The organism is Kitasatospora sp. NPDC048194 (assembly GCF_043202455.1).
Classification (GTDB): domain Bacteria; phylum Actinomycetota; class Actinomycetes; order Streptomycetales; family Streptomycetaceae; genus Kitasatospora.
In genome coordinates, this window is the sequence record NZ_JBIDAK010000013.1 from 158,488 (window position 1) to 175,396 (window position 16,909).

At 73.3% G+C, this 16,909-nt stretch carries 16 protein-coding genes; 4 read left to right on the forward strand and 12 right to left on the reverse strand.

Annotated features, from left to right (window positions below):
- Positions 1-229 precede the first annotated feature (229 nt).
- Entirely contained in the window at positions 230-1,216 is a 987-nt protein-coding gene (locus ACGF07_RS18355) for a SigE family RNA polymerase sigma factor (RefSeq protein WP_392899843.1), read from the forward strand.
- Between the two features lie 203 nt (positions 1,217-1,419).
- Here ACGF07_RS18355 and ACGF07_RS18360 read toward each other — a convergent pair whose 3' ends face one another.
- The 4 genes from ACGF07_RS18360 to deoC form a co-directional block, all read right to left on the reverse strand.
- Positions 1,420-2,058, reverse strand: a complete 639-nt coding sequence (locus ACGF07_RS18360) for an ATP-binding protein (protein ID WP_392899846.1) — start codon at positions 2,056-2,058, stop codon at positions 1,420-1,422.
- Between the two features lie 237 nt (positions 2,059-2,295).
- Positions 2,296-3,216, reverse strand: a complete 921-nt coding sequence (locus ACGF07_RS18365; protein WP_392899849.1) for an aldehyde dehydrogenase family protein — start codon at positions 3,214-3,216, stop codon at positions 2,296-2,298.
- Positions 3,209-4,684 (reverse strand): aldehyde dehydrogenase family protein, encoded by a 1,476-nt coding sequence (locus tag ACGF07_RS18370; RefSeq protein ID WP_392899852.1) that lies wholly within the window; start codon positions 4,682-4,684, stop codon positions 3,209-3,211. Before ACGF07_RS18370 ends, ACGF07_RS18365 begins: the two co-directional genes overlap by 8 nt.
- Before the next feature lie 5 nt (positions 4,685-4,689).
- Complete coding sequence (gene deoC / locus ACGF07_RS18375; RefSeq protein WP_350735974.1) at positions 4,690-5,676, reverse strand: deoxyribose-phosphate aldolase; 987 nt, start codon at positions 5,674-5,676, stop codon at positions 4,690-4,692.
- A gap of 107 nt (positions 5,677-5,783) precedes the next feature.
- On the opposite strand from deoC, the gene ACGF07_RS18380 reads away from it, so the two are divergent.
- On the forward strand, positions 5,784-6,458 hold the full coding sequence (locus ACGF07_RS18380; RefSeq protein WP_350735977.1) for a PH domain-containing protein: 675 nt from the start codon (positions 5,784-5,786) through the stop codon (positions 6,456-6,458).
- A gap of 75 nt (positions 6,459-6,533) precedes the next feature.
- Here ACGF07_RS18380 and ACGF07_RS18385 read toward each other — a convergent pair whose 3' ends face one another.
- The 3 genes from ACGF07_RS18385 to ACGF07_RS18395 form a co-directional block, all read right to left on the reverse strand.
- Positions 6,534-8,252, reverse strand: coding sequence for a phospho-sugar mutase (locus ACGF07_RS18385; RefSeq protein WP_392899855.1), 1,719 nt, complete (start codon positions 8,250-8,252; stop codon positions 6,534-6,536).
- 160 nt (positions 8,253-8,412) lie between these two features.
- Positions 8,413-9,234 (reverse strand): purine-nucleoside phosphorylase, encoded by an 822-nt coding sequence (locus ACGF07_RS18390; RefSeq protein WP_392899858.1) that lies wholly within the window; start codon positions 9,232-9,234, stop codon positions 8,413-8,415.
- 224 nt (positions 9,235-9,458) lie between these two features.
- A complete protein-coding gene (locus ACGF07_RS18395) occupies positions 9,459-9,896 on the reverse strand; it encodes a gamma-glutamylcyclotransferase (protein ID WP_350735985.1) in 438 nt (145 codons plus the stop codon).
- 120 nt (positions 9,897-10,016) lie between these two features.
- On the opposite strand from ACGF07_RS18395, the gene ACGF07_RS18400 reads away from it, so the two are divergent.
- Together ACGF07_RS18400 and ACGF07_RS18405 are read left to right on the forward strand one after the other, a co-directional pair.
- On the forward strand, positions 10,017-11,465 hold the full coding sequence (locus tag ACGF07_RS18400) for an NAD(P)H-quinone dehydrogenase (protein ID WP_350735988.1): 1,449 nt from the start codon (positions 10,017-10,019) through the stop codon (positions 11,463-11,465).
- A gap of 236 nt (positions 11,466-11,701) precedes the next feature.
- The gene (locus ACGF07_RS18405) at positions 11,702-12,658 is read left to right on the forward strand and encodes a DeoR/GlpR family DNA-binding transcription regulator (RefSeq protein ID WP_350736028.1); all 957 of its coding nucleotides are present in this window, start codon (positions 11,702-11,704) and stop codon (positions 12,656-12,658) included.
- A 224-nt stretch (positions 12,659-12,882) separates the two neighbouring features.
- On the opposite strand, the gene ACGF07_RS18410 is transcribed toward ACGF07_RS18405, so the two are convergent.
- From ACGF07_RS18410 to ACGF07_RS18430, 5 genes are all read right to left on the reverse strand, one after another.
- Complete coding sequence (locus ACGF07_RS18410) at positions 12,883-14,658, reverse strand: acetyl/propionyl/methylcrotonyl-CoA carboxylase subunit alpha (protein WP_392899861.1); 1,776 nt, start codon at positions 14,656-14,658, stop codon at positions 12,883-12,885.
- Positions 14,659-14,893: 235 nt separating this feature from the next.
- The gene (locus ACGF07_RS18415; protein WP_392899864.1) at positions 14,894-15,628 is read right to left on the reverse strand and encodes a hypothetical protein; all 735 of its coding nucleotides are present in this window, start codon (positions 15,626-15,628) and stop codon (positions 14,894-14,896) included.
- 112 nt (positions 15,629-15,740) lie between these two features.
- On the reverse strand, positions 15,741-16,343 hold the full coding sequence (locus tag ACGF07_RS18420) for a nucleoside triphosphate pyrophosphatase (protein WP_392899867.1): 603 nt from the start codon (positions 16,341-16,343) through the stop codon (positions 15,741-15,743).
- A 47-nt stretch (positions 16,344-16,390) separates the two neighbouring features.
- Positions 16,391-16,531 (reverse strand): morphogenic membrane protein MmpB, encoded by a 141-nt coding sequence (gene mmpB / locus ACGF07_RS18425; protein ID WP_392899869.1) that lies wholly within the window; start codon positions 16,529-16,531, stop codon positions 16,391-16,393.
- Positions 16,532-16,675: 144 nt separating this feature from the next.
- On the reverse strand, positions 16,676-16,897 hold the full coding sequence (locus ACGF07_RS18430) for an acyl-CoA carboxylase subunit epsilon (protein ID WP_350743847.1): 222 nt from the start codon (positions 16,895-16,897) through the stop codon (positions 16,676-16,678).
- Positions 16,898-16,909: the final 12 nt, after the last annotated feature.

The following is a 16,909-nucleotide window of genomic DNA, read 5'->3' on the forward strand; positions in this document are numbered from 1 at the left end:
GACCGGTCACCGGGCGCACGGGAACCGGAAGCCCGGCCGCCGGCGTCCGGTACGGAGGGAGCCGGACCGGGACGAAAGGCCCACCCCTGTGACACCCCTGTGACAGTCGGCGGACAGCGCCATCACAACCGCCGGGCAGGATTTTCCCTGTCGCCGCAGGACAGCGGGCCGCAAGGGCCGGCTGGAGGGCGGCCACAGGAACCGCTCGTACCGACCCAGGGGGCGCACGATGAACGCCACGCTTCAGACCCGGACCAACCCGGCTCTCCGCACCGCGCGTTCCTCAGCGACCGCCCATCGGACCCGGTACGAGGTCAGGACCGACGAGAACTCCGGTGCCGTGACCGTACGGGGGTGCGCGCACAGCACCGGTGGTAACCCTGTCGCCCGCCGGGTGAGCGGCGGCGGCAGGACGGGGGAGCTGTACGGGATCGGCCGACTGGGGAGTGCGGCCGACCCCGCCACCACCCTCACGCTGCGGGGCATCCTCCCCGTCCGCGTCGAGGGCACGGACACCCCGGGGGGGACCAGGGGGGCCGGGGGGAACAACGGCCTGCGGACGGTCGGTTCGGGGGAACCGGCCGGTCGCGAGGCCGCCGGTGCGACGCTGCTGCGGCTGAACCCCGCACCGGCCCGCACCACCGAGGCGGGACAGGGAGGCGCGCAGGGGGAGCACCCGGCCGTCGCGGAGGACCACATCACGGAGTTCACCGCGTACGTGCGCGAGCGCCGTGCCTCCCTGTACGCCACGGCGTACCACCTCACCGGTGACCGCTACGAGGCCGAGGACCTGCTGCAGAGCGCGCTCTTCAGCACCTACCGGGCCTGGGGGCGGATCACCGACAAGGCCGCGGTCGGCGGGTACCTCCGCCGCACCATGACCAACCTGCACATCTCCGCCTGGCGGCGCCGCAAGGTCAACGAGTACCCGACCGAGGAGCTGCCGGAGACGGCCGGCGACACCGACGCGATGGGCGGCACCGAGCTGCGCGCCGTGCTCTGGCAGGCGCTGGCCAAGCTGCCGGAGAACCAGCGGACCATGCTGGTGCTGCGGTACTACGAGGGCAAGACCGACCCGGAGATCGCCGACGTGCTGGGGATCAGCGTCGGCACGGTCAAGAGCAGCATCTGGCGCGCGCTGCGCCGGCTGCGCGACGACGAGCACCTGAACAAGTCGGGCGACACCGCCCGGGCGTTCGGCGAGCTGGTCGCGTAGCGCCCACGGAGGACTCCCGTCGGGGGACGGGTAGCGGACGGTTGCGGTTCGGGGGGCACCGACTCGGGGGAGCGGGTGCCCGTGGGGAGCCGAGAGCCGTTCGGGAAGGCGACGGACCCGGTGCGGGGGAGACGCACCGGGTCCGTCGTCGTCGCCGGGGGCGTTCGACCCGCCCGGCCCGCTCGGGGGGGCCGGTCCCGGGGTCAGACGGTGGAGAGCTCGCGCCGCCCGGCCGCCGCGCGGACCCGCCGCTCGGCCTCCGGCCCGGCGCACGGGTACGAGCCCAGCGAGACCTGCCGCCCGACGATGGAGCGCTCGGCCCGCATCAGCCGGTAGCCCCGGCGCAGCAGCACCGGCAGCGACTTGCGGCCCTCGCGGACGTCCCGGCGCAGCCGGCGCCAGGCCGTGGTGAGCGCGCCGTTGCGCAGGCACAGGGCGTCGCCCAGCAGGCCCTCGGCGGCGCACTCCGCGACGATCTCGGCGGCGAAGATGCCCTCCGCGATGAACGCGGCCGCCCCGCCGAGGTCGAGGGCCCGGGTGTCGATCCGCCCGTTGTGCGGGATCGAGTACACGGGCACGTCCGTGCGCCCGTGCTCGTACAGCGCGCGGATCGCGGCGACGGCCTGGTCCCGGTGCCAGGCGAGCGGGGAGTCCCAGTCCACGGCGCCGTCGGGCAGCCGGGGCAGGGTCGGGTCGTCCCCGTCCTTGTAGAAGTCGTCCAGCTGGAGCACCGGCAGTCCGCTGCGCTCGGCGAGCGAGGACTTCCCCGATCCGGAGGGTCCGGAGAGCAGGATCACCCGGGCACGGGCCGGCGGGGCGGGGTTCATGGGGGAGTCGCTCACGGGACACCAGTCTGACGCATGGCGGCCGGTTGCCGAAACCGGTGTGCGTTTGATCGTTCGGGGCACTGGGCCGGCCGGAAGCCGGCCGTGACACCGGCGAAGGCCGCCGGAACGCCGACGGACCCGCGCCAGGGGGGAGAGGCGCGGGTCCGTCCAATGACCGTCCGGGGCCCTGGGGGGGGTGAGGGCACTGAGGACGGCCAGTCTGTGGAGTTGTCGCCGATCGGTGACGGGGGGTCAGATCCCCATCGGGTGCCAGACCGTCTTCGTCTCCAGGAAGGAGAGTAGCCGGTCGGTACCGGGCGCATGCGTCCAGTCCTGGGCGAACGGGTCCAGCTCCGGACGGACCACCCGCTTCAGGGTATCCGCGGCGGCGGCCTCCAGGGCGGCCGCCGCGCCGGGGCCGTCGGAGGCGATGGCCCCGGTGAGGTCCAGCGCGTTGACGTCCTGGTGCGAGGCGAGGGTGGGCGCGATGTCCGCGGTCCTGCCCGAGATGATGTTGACCACGCCGCCCGGGACGTCGGAGGTGGCCAGCACCTCGCCCAGCGACAGCGCGGGCAGCGGGGCGTCCGCGGCGGCCGCGACCACGACCGTGTTGCCGGTGGCGATCGCCGGGGCGATCACCGAGACCAGGCCGAGCAGCGAGTGCCCGTACCCGGCCTGCGGGGCGACGATCCCGACCACGCCGGTCGGCTCCGGGGTGGACAGGTTGAAGTACGGGCCGGCCACCGGGTTGGCGCCGCCCGCGATCTGGGCGACCTTGTCCGTCCAGCCCGCGTACCAGACCCAGCGGTCGATCGCCGCGTCCACCAGCGCGGCGGCCTTCTTGGGGCCGACGCCCTCGGAGACGGCCACCTCGGCGGCGAACTGCTCGCGCCGGCCCTGCAGCATCTCCGCCACCCGGTACAGCACCTGGCCGCGGTTGTAGGCGGTGGTGCCGGCCCAGCCCTTGACCGCCGCGCGGGCGGCCACGACGGCGTCGCGGGCGTCCTTGCGGGTGCCCAGCGGGGCGTTGGCGAGCCACTCGCCCTTCGAGTCAGTCACCTCGTACACCCGCCCGCTCTCGGAGCGCGGGAACTTCCCGCCGACGTACAGCTTGTAGGTCTTGAAGACCTGGATGCGTCCAGGGGCGTCAAGACGCGTCGCGACATCAGACATCGAGGTAGGCCTCCAGACCGTGACGGCCACCCTCGCGGCCGTAGCCCGACTCCTTGTAGCCGCCGAACGGCGAGGTCGGGTCGAACTTGTTGAAGGTGTTGGCCCAGACCACGCCGGCCTTGAGCCTGTTGGCCATCCAGAGGATGCGCGAGCCCTTCTCCGTCCAGATGCCGGCGGAGAGGCCGTACGGCGTGTTGTTGGCCTTGGCGACCGCCTCTTCGGGGGTGCGGAAGGTCAGCACGGACAGCACCGGGCCGAAGATCTCCTCCTGGGCGATCCGGTGGGCCTGGCTGACGCCGGTGAACAGGGTCGGCTTGAACCAGAAGCCGGTGCCCGGGAGTTCGCAGGCCGGGGACCAGCGCTCGGCGCCCTCGGCCTCGCCGGCCTCGGTCAGCGCGGTGATCCGGGCCAGCTGCTCGGCGGAGTTGATGGCGCCGATGTCGGTGTTCTTGTCCAGCGGGTCGCCGACCCGCAGGGTGCCCATCCGGCGCTTCAGGGCGTCCAGCAGCTCGTCCTGGACGGACTCCTGGACCAGCAGGCGCGAGCCCGCGCAGCAGACGTGGCCCTGGTTGAAGAAGATGCCGTTGACGATGCCCTCGACCGCCTGGTCGATCGGCGCGTCGTCGAAGACGATGTTGGCGGCCTTGCCGCCCAGCTCCAGCGACAGCTTCTTGCGGGTGCCGGCCAGCTGCTTGGCGATCGCCCGGCCGACCGGGGTGGAGCCGGTGAAGGCGACCTTGTTGACGTCCGGGTGGGCCGTCAGCGCGGCGCCGGTGCGGCCGTCACCGGTGACGATGTTGACCACGCCCTTCGGCAGGCCGGCCTGGCGGCAGATCTCGGCGAAGCGCAGCGCGGTCAGCGGGGTGGTCTCGGCGGGCTTCAGGACGACCGTGTTGCCGGTCGCCAGGGCGGGCGCGATCTTCCACGCCAGCATCAGCAGCGGGAAGTTCCACGGGATGACCTGGCCGGCCACGCCCAGCGGCTTCGGGTTGGGGCCGTAGCCCGCGTAGTCGAGCTTGTCGGCCCAGCCCGCGTAGTAGAAGAAGTGCGCGGCGACCAGCGGAAGGTCGACGTCGCGGGTCTCGCGGATCGGCTTGCCGTTGTCGATCGACTCCAGCACGGCCAGCTCGCGGCTGCGCTCCTGGATGATCCGGGCGATCCGGAACAGGTACTTGGCGCGCTCGCTGCCGGGCAGCGCCGACCAGTCGGCGAAGGCCGCCCGGGCGGCGGCGACGGCGCGGTCCACGTCCTCGTCGGTGCCCTGGGCGAACTCGGCGAGCACCTGCTCGGTGGCCGGGTTGACCGTCTTCAGGGCCTCGCTGCCGGAGGAGTCGACGAACTCGCCGCCGATGAAGTGGCCGTAGGAGGTGGCGATGTCGCCCGCGGCGGCGGGGGACTCGGGGGCCGGGGCGTACTCGAAGAGGCCGGTCGTGCGCACGGGCTCCTCGATGTTCTTCTTCTTGGCCATGGTGATCAGTCCACCGTCACGTAGTCGGGGCCGGAGTAGCGTCCGGTGGTGAGCTTCTGGCGCTGCATCAGCAGGTCGTTCAGCAGGCTGGAGGCGCCGAAGCGGAACCAGTGCGGGGTCAGCCAGTCGTCGCCGAGGGTCTCGTTGACCATCACCAGGTACTTCATGGCGTCCTTGGTGGTCTTGATGCCGCCGGCGGGCTTCACGCCGACCTGGACGCCGGTCTGCGCGCGGAAGTCGCGGACCGCCTCCAGCATCAGCAGGGTGACCGGCGGGGTCGCGTTGACGGCGACCTTGCCGGTGGAGGTCTTGATGAAGTCGGCACCGGCGAGCATCGCCAGCCAGGAGACGCGGCGGACGTTGTCGTACGTCTGCAGCTCGCCGGTCTCGAAGATCACCTTGAGGTGGGCGGAGCTGCCGTCGGCGCGCTTGCACGCCTCCTTGACGGCGACGATCTCGTGGAAGACGTCGAGGTAGCGGCCGGAGAGGAAGGCACCGCGGTCGATCACCATGTCGATCTCGTCGGCGCCCGCGGCCACCGCGTCGGCGGTGTCGGCGAGCTTGACCGGGAGGGCGGCGCGGCCGGCCGGGAAGGCGGTGGCCACCGAGGCGACCTGGATGTCGGTGCCCTTCAGGGCGTCCTTCGCGGTGGCGACCATGTCCGGGTAGACACAGATGGCGGCGACGCGCGGGGTGGTCGGGTCGGTCGGGTCGGGGGTCCTGCCCTTCGCGCACAGGGCGCGAACCTTGCCGACCGTGTCCGCGCCCTCGAGCGTGGTGAGGTCGATCATGGAGATCGCCAGGTCGATGGCGTTGGCCTTCGCCGTGGTCTTGATCGAGCGGGTACCGAGGGTGGCGGCACGCGCCTCCAGGCCGACCTGGTCGACGCCGGGCAGGCCGTGCAGGAAGCGGCGGAGCGAGGCCTCGGACGCCGCAACGTCCGCGAGGCCGCTGCCCGCAACGCCGAGGGCATTGGCTGCAACAGTGGACATAGTCACCAGACCAGCATATCTACGCGCGTAGCCGACCGCTAGGGTGCCAGCCATTCGTGGCCGGACCGAGACCTGTCGGCGAGGGGGCATGGGGCAGAATCGACGCCATGACCGAATCCGACGGCAAGCCCCACCCGGGCTCGGCCGCTCCCGACGGGGAACCCGAGTACGCGGACCGCGTGTACCGCTCCGTCCCCGGCGTCATCTCCGGCGTGTTCCTGCTGGCCATCGCCGCCTGGCTGATCGGCGACGCCGTGGCGACCGGCACCGGGAAGACCCCGTACGTCGCCCTCGCGGCCGTACCGGTGTTCGCCCTCCCGGTGATCGCCTACACGCTGCGGCCGGTGGTGCGGGCCGACGCCGGCCGCCTGCTGGTCCGCAACCCGTGGCGGACGATCAGCGCCCCTTGGGCCTCGGTCGACGCCCTGCGCGCGGGCTACTCCGTCGAGCTCCTCGCCGGCGGCAGGAAGTACCAGGTGTGGGCCGTCCCGGTCTCGCTGCGCCAGCGCAAGCGCGCCAACCGCGTCCGGACCGCCGAGGCCTCCGAGCACGCCTCCCGGATGGGCATGGTCTTCGGCCGCCAGAGCAACCCCGTCGTCCAGGGCTCGCCGGACCCGACCCGCGCCTGGTCCGACCAGGTCACCGACGTCCTCCAGGAGATGGCCGAGCGCAACGCCGGCCGGCCCGCCGCCGCGGGCCCCGTGGTGGTCCGCTGGTGCTGGTGGATCATCGCCCCCACGCTGCTCGGCCTCGTCGCCCTGGTCGCGGTGATCCTGGCCTGACCCGGGGAACGCGTACGGAAGGGCCCGCCGGTGCGAACCGGCGGGCCCTTTCCCGATCGCGGGGGCTCGGACGGGTCAGATGCCCGCGGCCCGGGCCAGGTCCCGCTTGACGGCGTCCAGGAGGTCGGCGGCCCGGCCGCGGGCGGCGGCCAGGTCGGCCGCCGAGTCGACCGGGAGGACGACCTCCAGGTAGCACTTGAGCTTGGGCTCGGTGCCGGAGGGACGGACCACGATGCGGGCCGAGCGGACGGACTCGCCGGACAGGTAGTAGCGCAGGCCGTCGGTCGGCGGCAGCTCCGCGGAGCCGGCCGAGAGGTCGTCGGCGCGGGTGACGGTCAGGCCCGCCAGGACGGTCGGCGGGTGCTCGCGCAGCCGGCGCATGGCGTCGGCGATCAGCGAGAGGTCCTGGACCCGCACGGAGAGCTGGTCGGTGGCGTGCAGGCCGTGCTCCAGCGCCAGGTCGTCCAGCAGGTCGGTCAGGGTGCGGCCGGACTGCTTGAGGGTCGCGGCGAGTTCGGCGACCAGCAGGGCGGCGGTGATGCCGTCCTTGTCCCGGACGCCCTGCGGGTCGACGCAGTAGCCGAGCGCCTCCTCGTAGCCGTAGCGCAGGCCCTCGGCCCGGGAGATCCACTTGAAGCCGGTCAGGGTCTCGGCGTAGCCCAGGCCCGCGGCCTCGGCGATCCGGCCGAGCAGGGTGGCCGAGACGATGGTGGTGGCGAAGGTGCCCTCGACCTTCTTGGCGACCAGGGCGGAGCCGAGCAGGGCGCCGACCTCGTCGCCGCGCAGCATGCGCCACCCGGCGGTGCCGTTGCCGCTGCCGGCCGCGTTGCCGTGCAGGGGGACGGCCACCGCGCAGCGGTCCGCGTCCGGGTCGTTGGCGATCACGATGTCCGGGCCGACCGCGGCGGCGGTGCGGAAGGCGAGGTCCATCGCCCCCGGCTCCTCCGGATTCGGGAAGGCCACGGTCGGGAACTCCGGGTCGGGCTCGGCCTGCTCGGCGACCACCGTGGGCGCCGGGAAGCCCGCCCGGCGGAAGGCGGCGAGCAGGGTGTCGCGGCCGACGCCGTGCATCGGGGTGTAGACCACGTCCAGCTCGCGCGGGCTGTGGGCGTCGACGATGGAGACGGCGCGGGTCAGGTAGGCCTCGACGACGTCCTCGCCGAGCACCTCCCAGCCGTCCTCGGCGCGGGGGACGTCGTCCAGCGAGCCGATCGCGTCGATCTCGGCGGCGATCCCGGCGTCGGCCGGCGGGACGATCTGCGAGCCGTCGCCCAGGTAGACCTTGTAGCCGTTGTCCTGCGGCGGGTTGTGGCTGGCGGTGACGGTCACGCCGGCGGCGGCGCCGAGGTGGCGGACGGCGAAGGCGAGCACCGGGGTGGGCAGCGGGCGCGGCAGCAGGGCGGCGCGCAGGCCGGCCGCGACCACCACGGCGGCGGTGTCGCGGGCGAAGTCGTACGACTTGTGCCGGGCGTCGTAGCCGATGACGACCAGGTCGCCCAGGTTCTCCTTCTTGACGTACGCGACCAGGCCGGCCGCGGCCCGGATCACCACGGCGCGGTTCATCCTCATCGGGCCGGCGCCGAGTTCGCCCCGGAGTCCGGCGGTGCCGAACTGCAGGCGGTCGGCGAAGCGCTCGGCGAGCTCGGACCAGGCGAGCGCGCCGTCCTCCTCGGCCTCCGGAGCCTCGGCCCGGGCCAGCAGGGCGGTCAGTTCCTCGCGGGTCTGCGGGTCGGGGTCCTCGGCCAGCCAGGTCCGGGCCCGGGCGAGGAGATCGGTGGTGGGTGCCTGCGTCATGTTGCCAGCTCCATCGGGAAGTGCGTCGGTGTGTCGGCCTGAGGGTTCCGCGCAAGACGGGAAGAGGTGTGCACATGCGGACGGGGCCCGCCGGAGGGCGCGATCGTCGGATCACGCCGGCCGTGGGCCCCGTCACTCATGATTCTGCGCCCGGGAGGCGTCAGATCCGCTCCAGGACCTTCGCCAGCAGCTCGCCCATGCGCTCGGCGGAGGCCTTGCCGGCCTCCAGCACCTCTTCGTGGTTGAGCGGCTCGCCGGTCATGCCGGCGGCCAGGTTGGTGACCAGGGAGATGCCGAGCACCTCGGAGCCGGCCTCGCGGGCGGCGATGGCCTCCAGGGTGGTGGACATGCCGACCAGCTCGCCGCCGATCACCCGGGCCATGTTGACCTCGGCCGGGGTCTCGTAGTGCGGGCCGCGGAACTGGACGTAGACGGCCTCGTCCAGGCTCGGGTCGACCTCGCGGCAGAGCGCGCGCAGGCGCTTGGAGTACAGGTCGGTGAGGTCGACGAAGTTGGCGCCCACGATCGGGGAGTCCCCGGTCAGGTTGATGTGGTCGCTGATCAGGACCGGCTGGCCCGGGGTCCAGCCCTGGCGCAGGCCGCCGCAGCCGTTGGTCAGCACGATGGTGGCGCAGCCGGCCGCGGCGGCGGTGCGCACGCCGTGGACGACGGTGGCCACGCCGTGGCCCTCGTAGTAGTGGTTGCGGCCGAGGAAGATCAGGGCGCGCTTGTCGCCGATCTTCACCGAGCGGATCTTGCCGGCGTGGCCGGCGACGGCGGGGGCGGGGAAGCCCGGGAGCTCGGTGACCGGGAACTCGGCCACGGTCTCGCCCAGGGCGTCGGCGGCCGGCACCCAGCCGGAGCCCATCACCAGGGCGACGTCGTGCCGCTCGGCACCGGTCAGCTCGCGCAGGCGCTCGGCGGCGGCCTGGGCGGCGGCGTAGGGGTCGGCGGAGACGACCGACTGAGGAGAAGCGTTCACGGATCCGAGGATAGACGGGATTCGGCTACGCGCGTAGAAAATCCGCCGCGGCATGCCGGATCGTTACCCGGTTGACCCGAAAACACAGCTCGGTGGCGCTTTCCGGGCCGTCCGGCTTGTCGGTACGTACAGGAATCGGTCCGTACAGGAATCGGTCCGTACCGGAATCGGTACGGTCCGGGATCCCCGCACGCCGGGATCGGCACGGCCCGGGACGGTCGCCGCTAGCAGGGCCGGCGGCGCAGGTCCAGCACGTAGTCGTCCGGAGCCCCGGCGCTCTCCGCGGCGTCGGCGATCAGACCCAGGTAGCGGGCCGCCGGCAGGCCGCCCTCGTAGTCGTTGAGCACGTACGTCCAGACCGGGATGTCGCCGTCCAGCGTCTGCGCGCGCAGCTTGATCTTGCGGTAGATGCCGAGCTGGACCCCCTCCCAGCGGTCCAGCCCCTCCTCGTCCATCGGGGCGATGTCGTACAGCGAGACGAAGACCCGGTCCTTCTCGTCCTCGACGACGGTGGCCAGCGAGCCCTCCCAGCCGAGCTGCTCGCCGCCGAAGGTGAGTCGCCAGCCGTCCAGCCATCCGGTGCCGCGCAGCGGTGAGTGCGGGGCTCGGCGGGTCATCTGCCGGGCATCGAGGTTGGTGGCATACGCGGCGTAAAGGGGCATGGGGGCCAGCGTAGCCCGGTCGGCCCACGCTCCGGGGCGAGTGCCGGTCCGCACGGAGTCCAGTGTGGCTTCGTACGGAGCCCGGACCCCGTTGTGGCGGCGGCCCCGGCGTGCGGGACAATGGTGAGCGTGACTCGGATCGTGATCATCGGTGGCGGACCCGGCGGATACGAGGCGGCCCTGGTGGCCTCCCAGCTCGGCGCGGAGGTGACCGTCGTCGACCGCGACGGCCTGGGCGGATCGGCGGTGCTCACGGACTGCGTGCCGTCGAAGACCCTGATCGCGACCGCGGAGGTGATGACCACCTTCGACAGCTCGTACGAGGAGCTGGGCATCACCGTAGCCCGGGACGGCGCCGACCAGGACGCCAAGGTCATCGGCGTGGACCTGGGCAAGGTCAACCGCCGTGTGAAGCGCCTGGCGATCGCGCAGTCCCACGACATCACCCAGTCCGTCACCCGCGCCGGGGTCACCGTGCTGCGCGGCCGCGGCCGGCTCGGCGCCGGCGGGCAGGCCGTGGACGGCTCCCGCGAGGTGCTGGTGGACGGTCCCGACGGCACCGTCCAGTCGCTGCGCGCCGACGCCGTGCTGATCGCCACCGGCGCGCACCCGCGCGAGCTGCCGGACGCCCAGCCGGACGGCGAGCGGATCCTCACCTGGACCCAGGTGTACGACCTGGAGGAGCTGCCCCGCGAGCTGATCGTGGTCGGCTCCGGTGTGACCGGCGCCGAGTTCGCCGGTGCCTACCAGGCGCTCGGCTCCAAGGTCACCCTGGTGTCCAGCCGCGACCGGGTGCTGCCGGGCGAGGACCCGGACGCCGCGGAGGTGCTGGAGGACGTCTTCCGGCGCCGCGGCATGAACGTGATGGGCCGTTCCCGCGCCGAGACGGTCAAGAGGATCGGCGAACGGGTCGAGGTGACCCTCTCCGACGGCACGGTGATCGAGGGCACCCACTGCCTGATGGCGGTCGGCTCGATCCCCAACACGGCCGACATGGGCCTGGAGGAGGCCGGGGTCAAGCTCAACGACTGGGGCCAGATCCAGGTCGACCGGGTCTCCCGCACCAGCGCCCCGGGCGTCTACGCGGCGGGCGACTGCACCGGGGTGTTCATGCTCGCCTCGGTGGCGGCCATGCAGGGGCGGATCGCGATGTACCACGCGCTCGGCGACGCGGTGCAGCCGCTGAACCTCAAGACCGTGGCCTCCAACGTCTTCACCGACCCGGAGATCGCCACCGTCGGTTACACCGCGGCCGACGTGGAGTGCGGCAAGATGGACGCCGTCGTGGTCAAGCTGCCGCTGCGCGGCAACCCGCGGGCGAAGATGCAGGGCATCCGGGACGGCTTCGTGAAGCTGTTCTGCCGCCCGGGCACCGGGATCGTGGTCGGCGGCGTGGTCGTCGCCCCGCGGGCCAGCGAGCTGATCCACCCGATCTCGCTCGCGGTGGACGCCAATCTGACGGTCGAACAGGTGGCCAGCGCCTTCACCGTCTACCCGTCCGTGTCCGGTTCGACCGCCGAGGTCGCCCGGCAGCTGCACATCCGCAAGCGGGCGGCCGGCGAATCCTGAGCCCGAGGCGCGAAGTTGGGGGCGGCTGCCGACCGGCGGCCGCCCTTCGCGCGTCGGGAGCCCTCACCCGGACAGCGGGCGCAGTCCCGGTTTGTTGACGGCGCGTATTGTACGGTCACGCGCCGCTCTTCGGTGAGCAATTCCAGCTACCAGCTGCAAACGCCTGAAAGCAGACGGTCACGCAGGTTACCGTCGGTTCTGTGTTTGCAGCAGAACGTCGCCAGTTGATCCTCGAAATGGTGCGCGCCAACGGAGCGGTCTCGCTCCGGGAGTTGGCCCGCGTCGTCCAGACCTCCGAAGTGACCGTGCGCCGCGACGTGCGGGCCCTGGAGGCAGAAGGGCTCCTCGACCGCCGGCACGGCGGCGCGGTGCTCCCCGGCGGCTTCAGCCGCGAACCCGGTTACCCGCAGAAGACCCACCTGTCCGCGGCGGAGAAGAGCGCCATCGCGGACCTCGCCGCCGGACTGGTGGAGGAGGGCGACGCCGTGGTCGTCGGCGCCGGCACCACGACCCAGGAGCTGGCCCGCCGGCTGGCCCGGGTGCCGGGCCTGACCGTGGTCACCAACTCGCTCCTGGTCGCCCAGGCGCTGGCGCACGCCAACCGGGTCGAGGTGGTGATGACCGGCGGCACCCTGCGCGGCTCCAACTACGCGTTGGTGGGCAGCGGCGCCGAGCAGTCGCTGCAGGGGCTGCGGGTCACCAAGGCCTTCATCTCCGGCAGCGGGCTGACCGCCGAGCGCGGACTGTCCACCGCGAACATGCTGTCCGCGAGCGTGGACCGAGCACTGGTGCAGTCGGCCGCCGAGGTCATCGTCCTCGCCGACCACACCAAGCTCGGCGCGGACAGCATGTTCCAGACCGTCGCCACCGAGATGATCACCCGGCTGGTCACCGACGAGCAGGCCACCGCCGACGACGCCACCGCCCGCGAGCTGGACGCGCTGGCCGACTGCGGGGTCCAGATCGACCTCGCGCCGTTCGGTGCAGCCCCCGCCGGGGACGCCCCGGTGCACGGCACCGGCAGCGGGCCCGTCCACCAGACCCAGCCCGGCCCGATGGGCCGGCGTCCCGCCCCGGGCCCCGGCGGTGCTCCGCTGCCCGGACAGCGCCGCCCCGGCACCCACGGAGGGCCGGCCGGGCCGGGCGGGATGCCGGTCCGACTGGCCGAGCTGGGCCTTCCGCGGGGGCGCTGAGCCCGTCGTCCGTACGGTGGGGAAACAGGACCGGTCCGCACACCCCGAAAGGCGTACGGACCGGTCGAGAGGTTGACGGACCGCGCGGCGGCCCCTGCGGACCGCCCCGGCCGCGGCAGGGTTCGAGCCGCGGCCAGGGCCGGCGATCCGGACCGGTGACCCGGGCCGGTGCCGGGGCCGGGGATCCGGACCGCCGGTGGCCCGAGGTCAGACCGTGCTTGCGGTCAGTCCTTGATCTCGCACAGCGCGGCGCCGCTGCTGACGCTCGCGCCCACCTCGGCCTTGAGGCCGACGACGGTGCCCGACTTGTGGGCGTTCAGCGGCTGCTCCATCTTCATCGCCTCCAGGACCACGATCAGCTCGCCCTCGGCGACGACCTGGCCCTCCTCGACGGCGACCTTGACGATGGTGCCCTGCATCGGGGAGGCCAGGGTGTCGCCGCTGACGGCCGAGCCGGCCTTCTTGGCGCCCGCCCGGCGCTTGGCCTTGGCGGCACCCGCCGCACCGGCCGCCGGGGCCGCCGCGACGCCCAGCGAGGACGGCAGCGAGACCTCGATCCGCTTCCCGCCGACCTCGACGACCACGGTCTCCCGGGTCTCCGCCTCCTCGCCCTCGCCGGCGGCACCGGCGAACGGCGGGATGGTGTTGTCGAACTCGGTCTCGATCCAGCGGGTGTAGACCTTGAACGGCTCGTCGCTGCCGTGCACCTCGGGCGCGAAGGCCGGGTCGGTGACGACCGCCTGGTGGAACGGGATGGCGGTGGCCATGCCCTCGACCTTGAACTCGTTCAGCGCGCGGCGGGCCCGCTCCAGGGCCTGCTTGCGGTCGCGGCCCGAGACGATCAGCTTGGCCAGCAGCGAGTCCCAGGCGGGGCCGATGACCGAGCCGCTCTCGACGCCGGAGTCCAGGCGCACGCCCGGGCCGGACGGTGGGGCGAACAGCGTCACGGTGCCGGGCGCGGGCAGGAAGTTCCGGCCCGGGTCCTCGCCGTTGATGCGGAACTCGAAGGAGTGGCCGCGGATCTCCGGGTCGCCGTAGCCGAGCTCCTCGCCGTCGGCGATCCGGAACATCTCGCGGACCAGGTCGATCCCGGTGACCTCCTCGGTGACCGGGTGCTCCACCTGCAGACGGGTGTTGACCTCCAGGAAGGAGATCGTGCCGTCCTTCGCCACCAGGAACTCGCAGGTCCCGGCGCCCTCGTAGCCGGCCTCCTTCAGGATGGCCTTGGACGCGCGGTACAGCTCGGCGTTCTGCTCCGGGGTCAGGAACGGCGCGGGCGCCTCCTCGACCAGCTTCTGGTGCCGGCGCTGCAGCGAGCAGTCACGGGTGGAGACGACCACCACGTTGCCGTGCTTGTCGGCGAGGCACTGGGTCTCCACGTGCCGCGGGTTGTCCAGGTAGCGCTCGACGAAGCACTCGCCGCGGCCGAAGGCGGCGACCGCCTCGCGCACCGCGGAGTCGTACAGCTCCGGGATCTCCTCCAGCGTGCGGGCGACCTTGAGGCCGCGTCCGCCGCCGCCGAAGGCCGCCTTGATGGCGACCGGCAGGCCGTGCTCCCGGGCGAAGGCGACGACCTCGTCGGCGCCCGAGACCGGGTCGGGGGTGCCGGCCACCAGCGGGGCGCCGGCGCGCTGGGCGACGTGACGGGCGGTGACCTTGTCACCGAGGTCGCGGATCGCCTGCGGCGGCGGGCCGATCCAGGTCAGCCCTGCGTCCAGGACGGCCTGGGCGAACTCGGCGTTCTCCGACAGGAACCCGTAACCGGGGTGGACGGCGTCGGCGCCGGAGTCCTCGGCGGCCTTGAGGACCTTGGCGATGTCCAGGTAACTGGTGCCGGGGGTGTCACCGCCCAGCGCGTAAGCCTCGTCGGCCGCGCGGACGTGCAGCGCATCCCGGTCCGGCTCGGCGTAGACGGCGACGCTGGCGATACCGGCGTCCGAGCAGGCCCGGGCGACGCGGACGGCGATTTCCCCGCGGTTGGCGATGAGCACCTTGCGCACTGTGGCTCCCTTCTTGAACCTCGTTGAGTTTATGGATTCCTGGGCGGTACCGGCGAGTAGCCCCAGGTTGTGAACTATCCCACACGCTCGGTGATGGGAAATCCGGTGCTGATCACCGTCCGTCGGCAACCGCGCAGGTGGTGGCCGGTGAGCTGCCGCCGGACCGGTCGACGGTGGGTGACCGGGTGGCGGCGTGGCGGGACGGTGTCATGGGACACACCCTCCCGCAGCCCGCTTAAACCGCGGTCGAGGCGGGTGCGGGGCGCCGCTGGGCCTCGGTCGTCACGTCGGCGGCGAGCTCCACCATGTCCGGCCCGTACGCGGCCGGGTTGACCACCCGTAGGACGAGCGCGAACGTCCCGTCGCGGCCGTACCGGCGGGCGAGTTCGCGGTGGTGGGAGACGAGGTAGCGCACTCCGGCCTGGTTGGCGACGCCGGTCTGGCCGGCTATCAGGAAGACCGGGCGGCCGCCCTCGGGGGTAGCGATCCGGGCCAGCAGGGTGTGCGCCTGGTCCTGGTCGGCGCGGAAGTCGCGCTCGCCCACCACGATCACGTTGCTGCCCGGGCCGGGGCCGGAGGTGACCAGCACGCCCGGCAGCCCCCAGGCCAGGTGGGCGGCCACCCGCTCGTTGCTCACCGGACCGCCCAGGCAGAGCTCGGTCTTGAGGCCCAGACCGCGGTGCGCGGCGTCGTGGGCGACCAGTTCGGCCCGGGCGCCGCACTCCTCGACCAGCCCCGCCAGCCACATCAGGGCGTAGGCGTCCCGGCGGGTCACGGTGTGCGCGTGCGAGCCCGTCCCCACGCTGCGGGGCACCACGACCAGGCACTCGCTGGCGGCCGGCAGCCCGAGGAAGGCCCGCATCCGCTCGACCCTGCGGCGCCGCCGCAGGGCCTGGGCGAGCCAGCCCAGGGCCGCGCTGATGGCGCTGGCCACCAGGCCGAGCCCCACGTTGAGCACGCTGTCCGTCATCGCCGCGTCCCCTCCCCGTTCGAACGCCGCTCAGCTTAGGGCGTGTCCGGCGGTTCCCGCCGGGCCCGCGCGACGTGTTCGACGCGCCCGCGGGAGCCCGGGCGGGGGCAGGTCACCTGGTCCACAGATCGGTGATCCGCAGGTCCAGGTCGGCGAGCAGGCGGCGCAGCAGCGGCAGGGAGAGGCCGATGACGTTGCCCGGGTCGCCGTCGATGCCGTCGATGAACGGGGCCGACCGGCCGTCCAGGGTGAACGCCCCGGCCACGTGCAGCGGTTCACCGGAGGCCACGTAGGCGGCGACCTCCTCGTCGTCCGGGGTGCCGAAGCGGACGGTGGTGGAGGCGGTCTCCGAGGACTGGCGGCCGGTCGCGGTGTCGATCACGCAGTGGCCGGTGCGCAGCACGCCGGCCCGGCCGCGCATCGACTGCCAGCGGGCCAGTGCCTCGGCGGCGTCGGCGGGCTTGCCGAGGGCCTGGCCGTCCAGCTCCAGGACGGAGTCGCAGCCGATCACCAGTTCGCCGCCGGTGAGGCCGGCGGCGACGGCCTTGGCCTTGGCCTCGGCGAGGACGAGGGCGAGTTCGGCGGGGGTGGCGGCGCTGATCGCGTCCTCGTCGACGCCGCTGACCACCACGCGCGGGTCGAGCCCCGCCTGGCGCAGCAGTCCGAGGCGGGCGGGGGAGGCGGAGGCGAGGACGAGGGGGCGCTGGTCGGTCATGCCCACCAGGGTAGGGGCTGCCGGGGTCCGCCGTTCGGGTGAACGGCTCAGGTGAACGACCGGGACAGCATGATCAGGACGGCGCCCACCAGCACCAGGGCGGCGAGTACCTTGCCGGCCCGCTGCATCCGTTCCTGCATGCGGCGGGCCTCGGGCGAGGGCTCATCGCGGGGGTCTGACCAGAGCACCCGTCCAGAGTGCGCCGCCGGGGGCCGGGGCGCCTGAGTATCCGTACTCAGGTTCCGGGGGCAGCGCGGGCGTTCCGGCGGCGAGCGGGTGCACGGCGGCGCGGGACGTCGGTCGGGCCGACGTCCCGCGCCGTGCCGCTCGACTCAGCGCGCCCAGCCCGACGTCCGCCAGGCGTTGACGCCCGGGTGGAGGGCGGGGCGGAGCAGGCGGGAGCGGTCGTTCCAGGGGGAGGCCGGGCCGACGCCCGCCCGGCGCGCCGCCTCGGCGGCGGCCTGCGCGGCGGCGGCCCGGGCCTGGACCACCGCCAGGACGGTGGCGAGCTCCTCGGGGGTCGGCTGCCCGTGCAGCACGTGGATCGGGGACATGGCTTTTTCTCT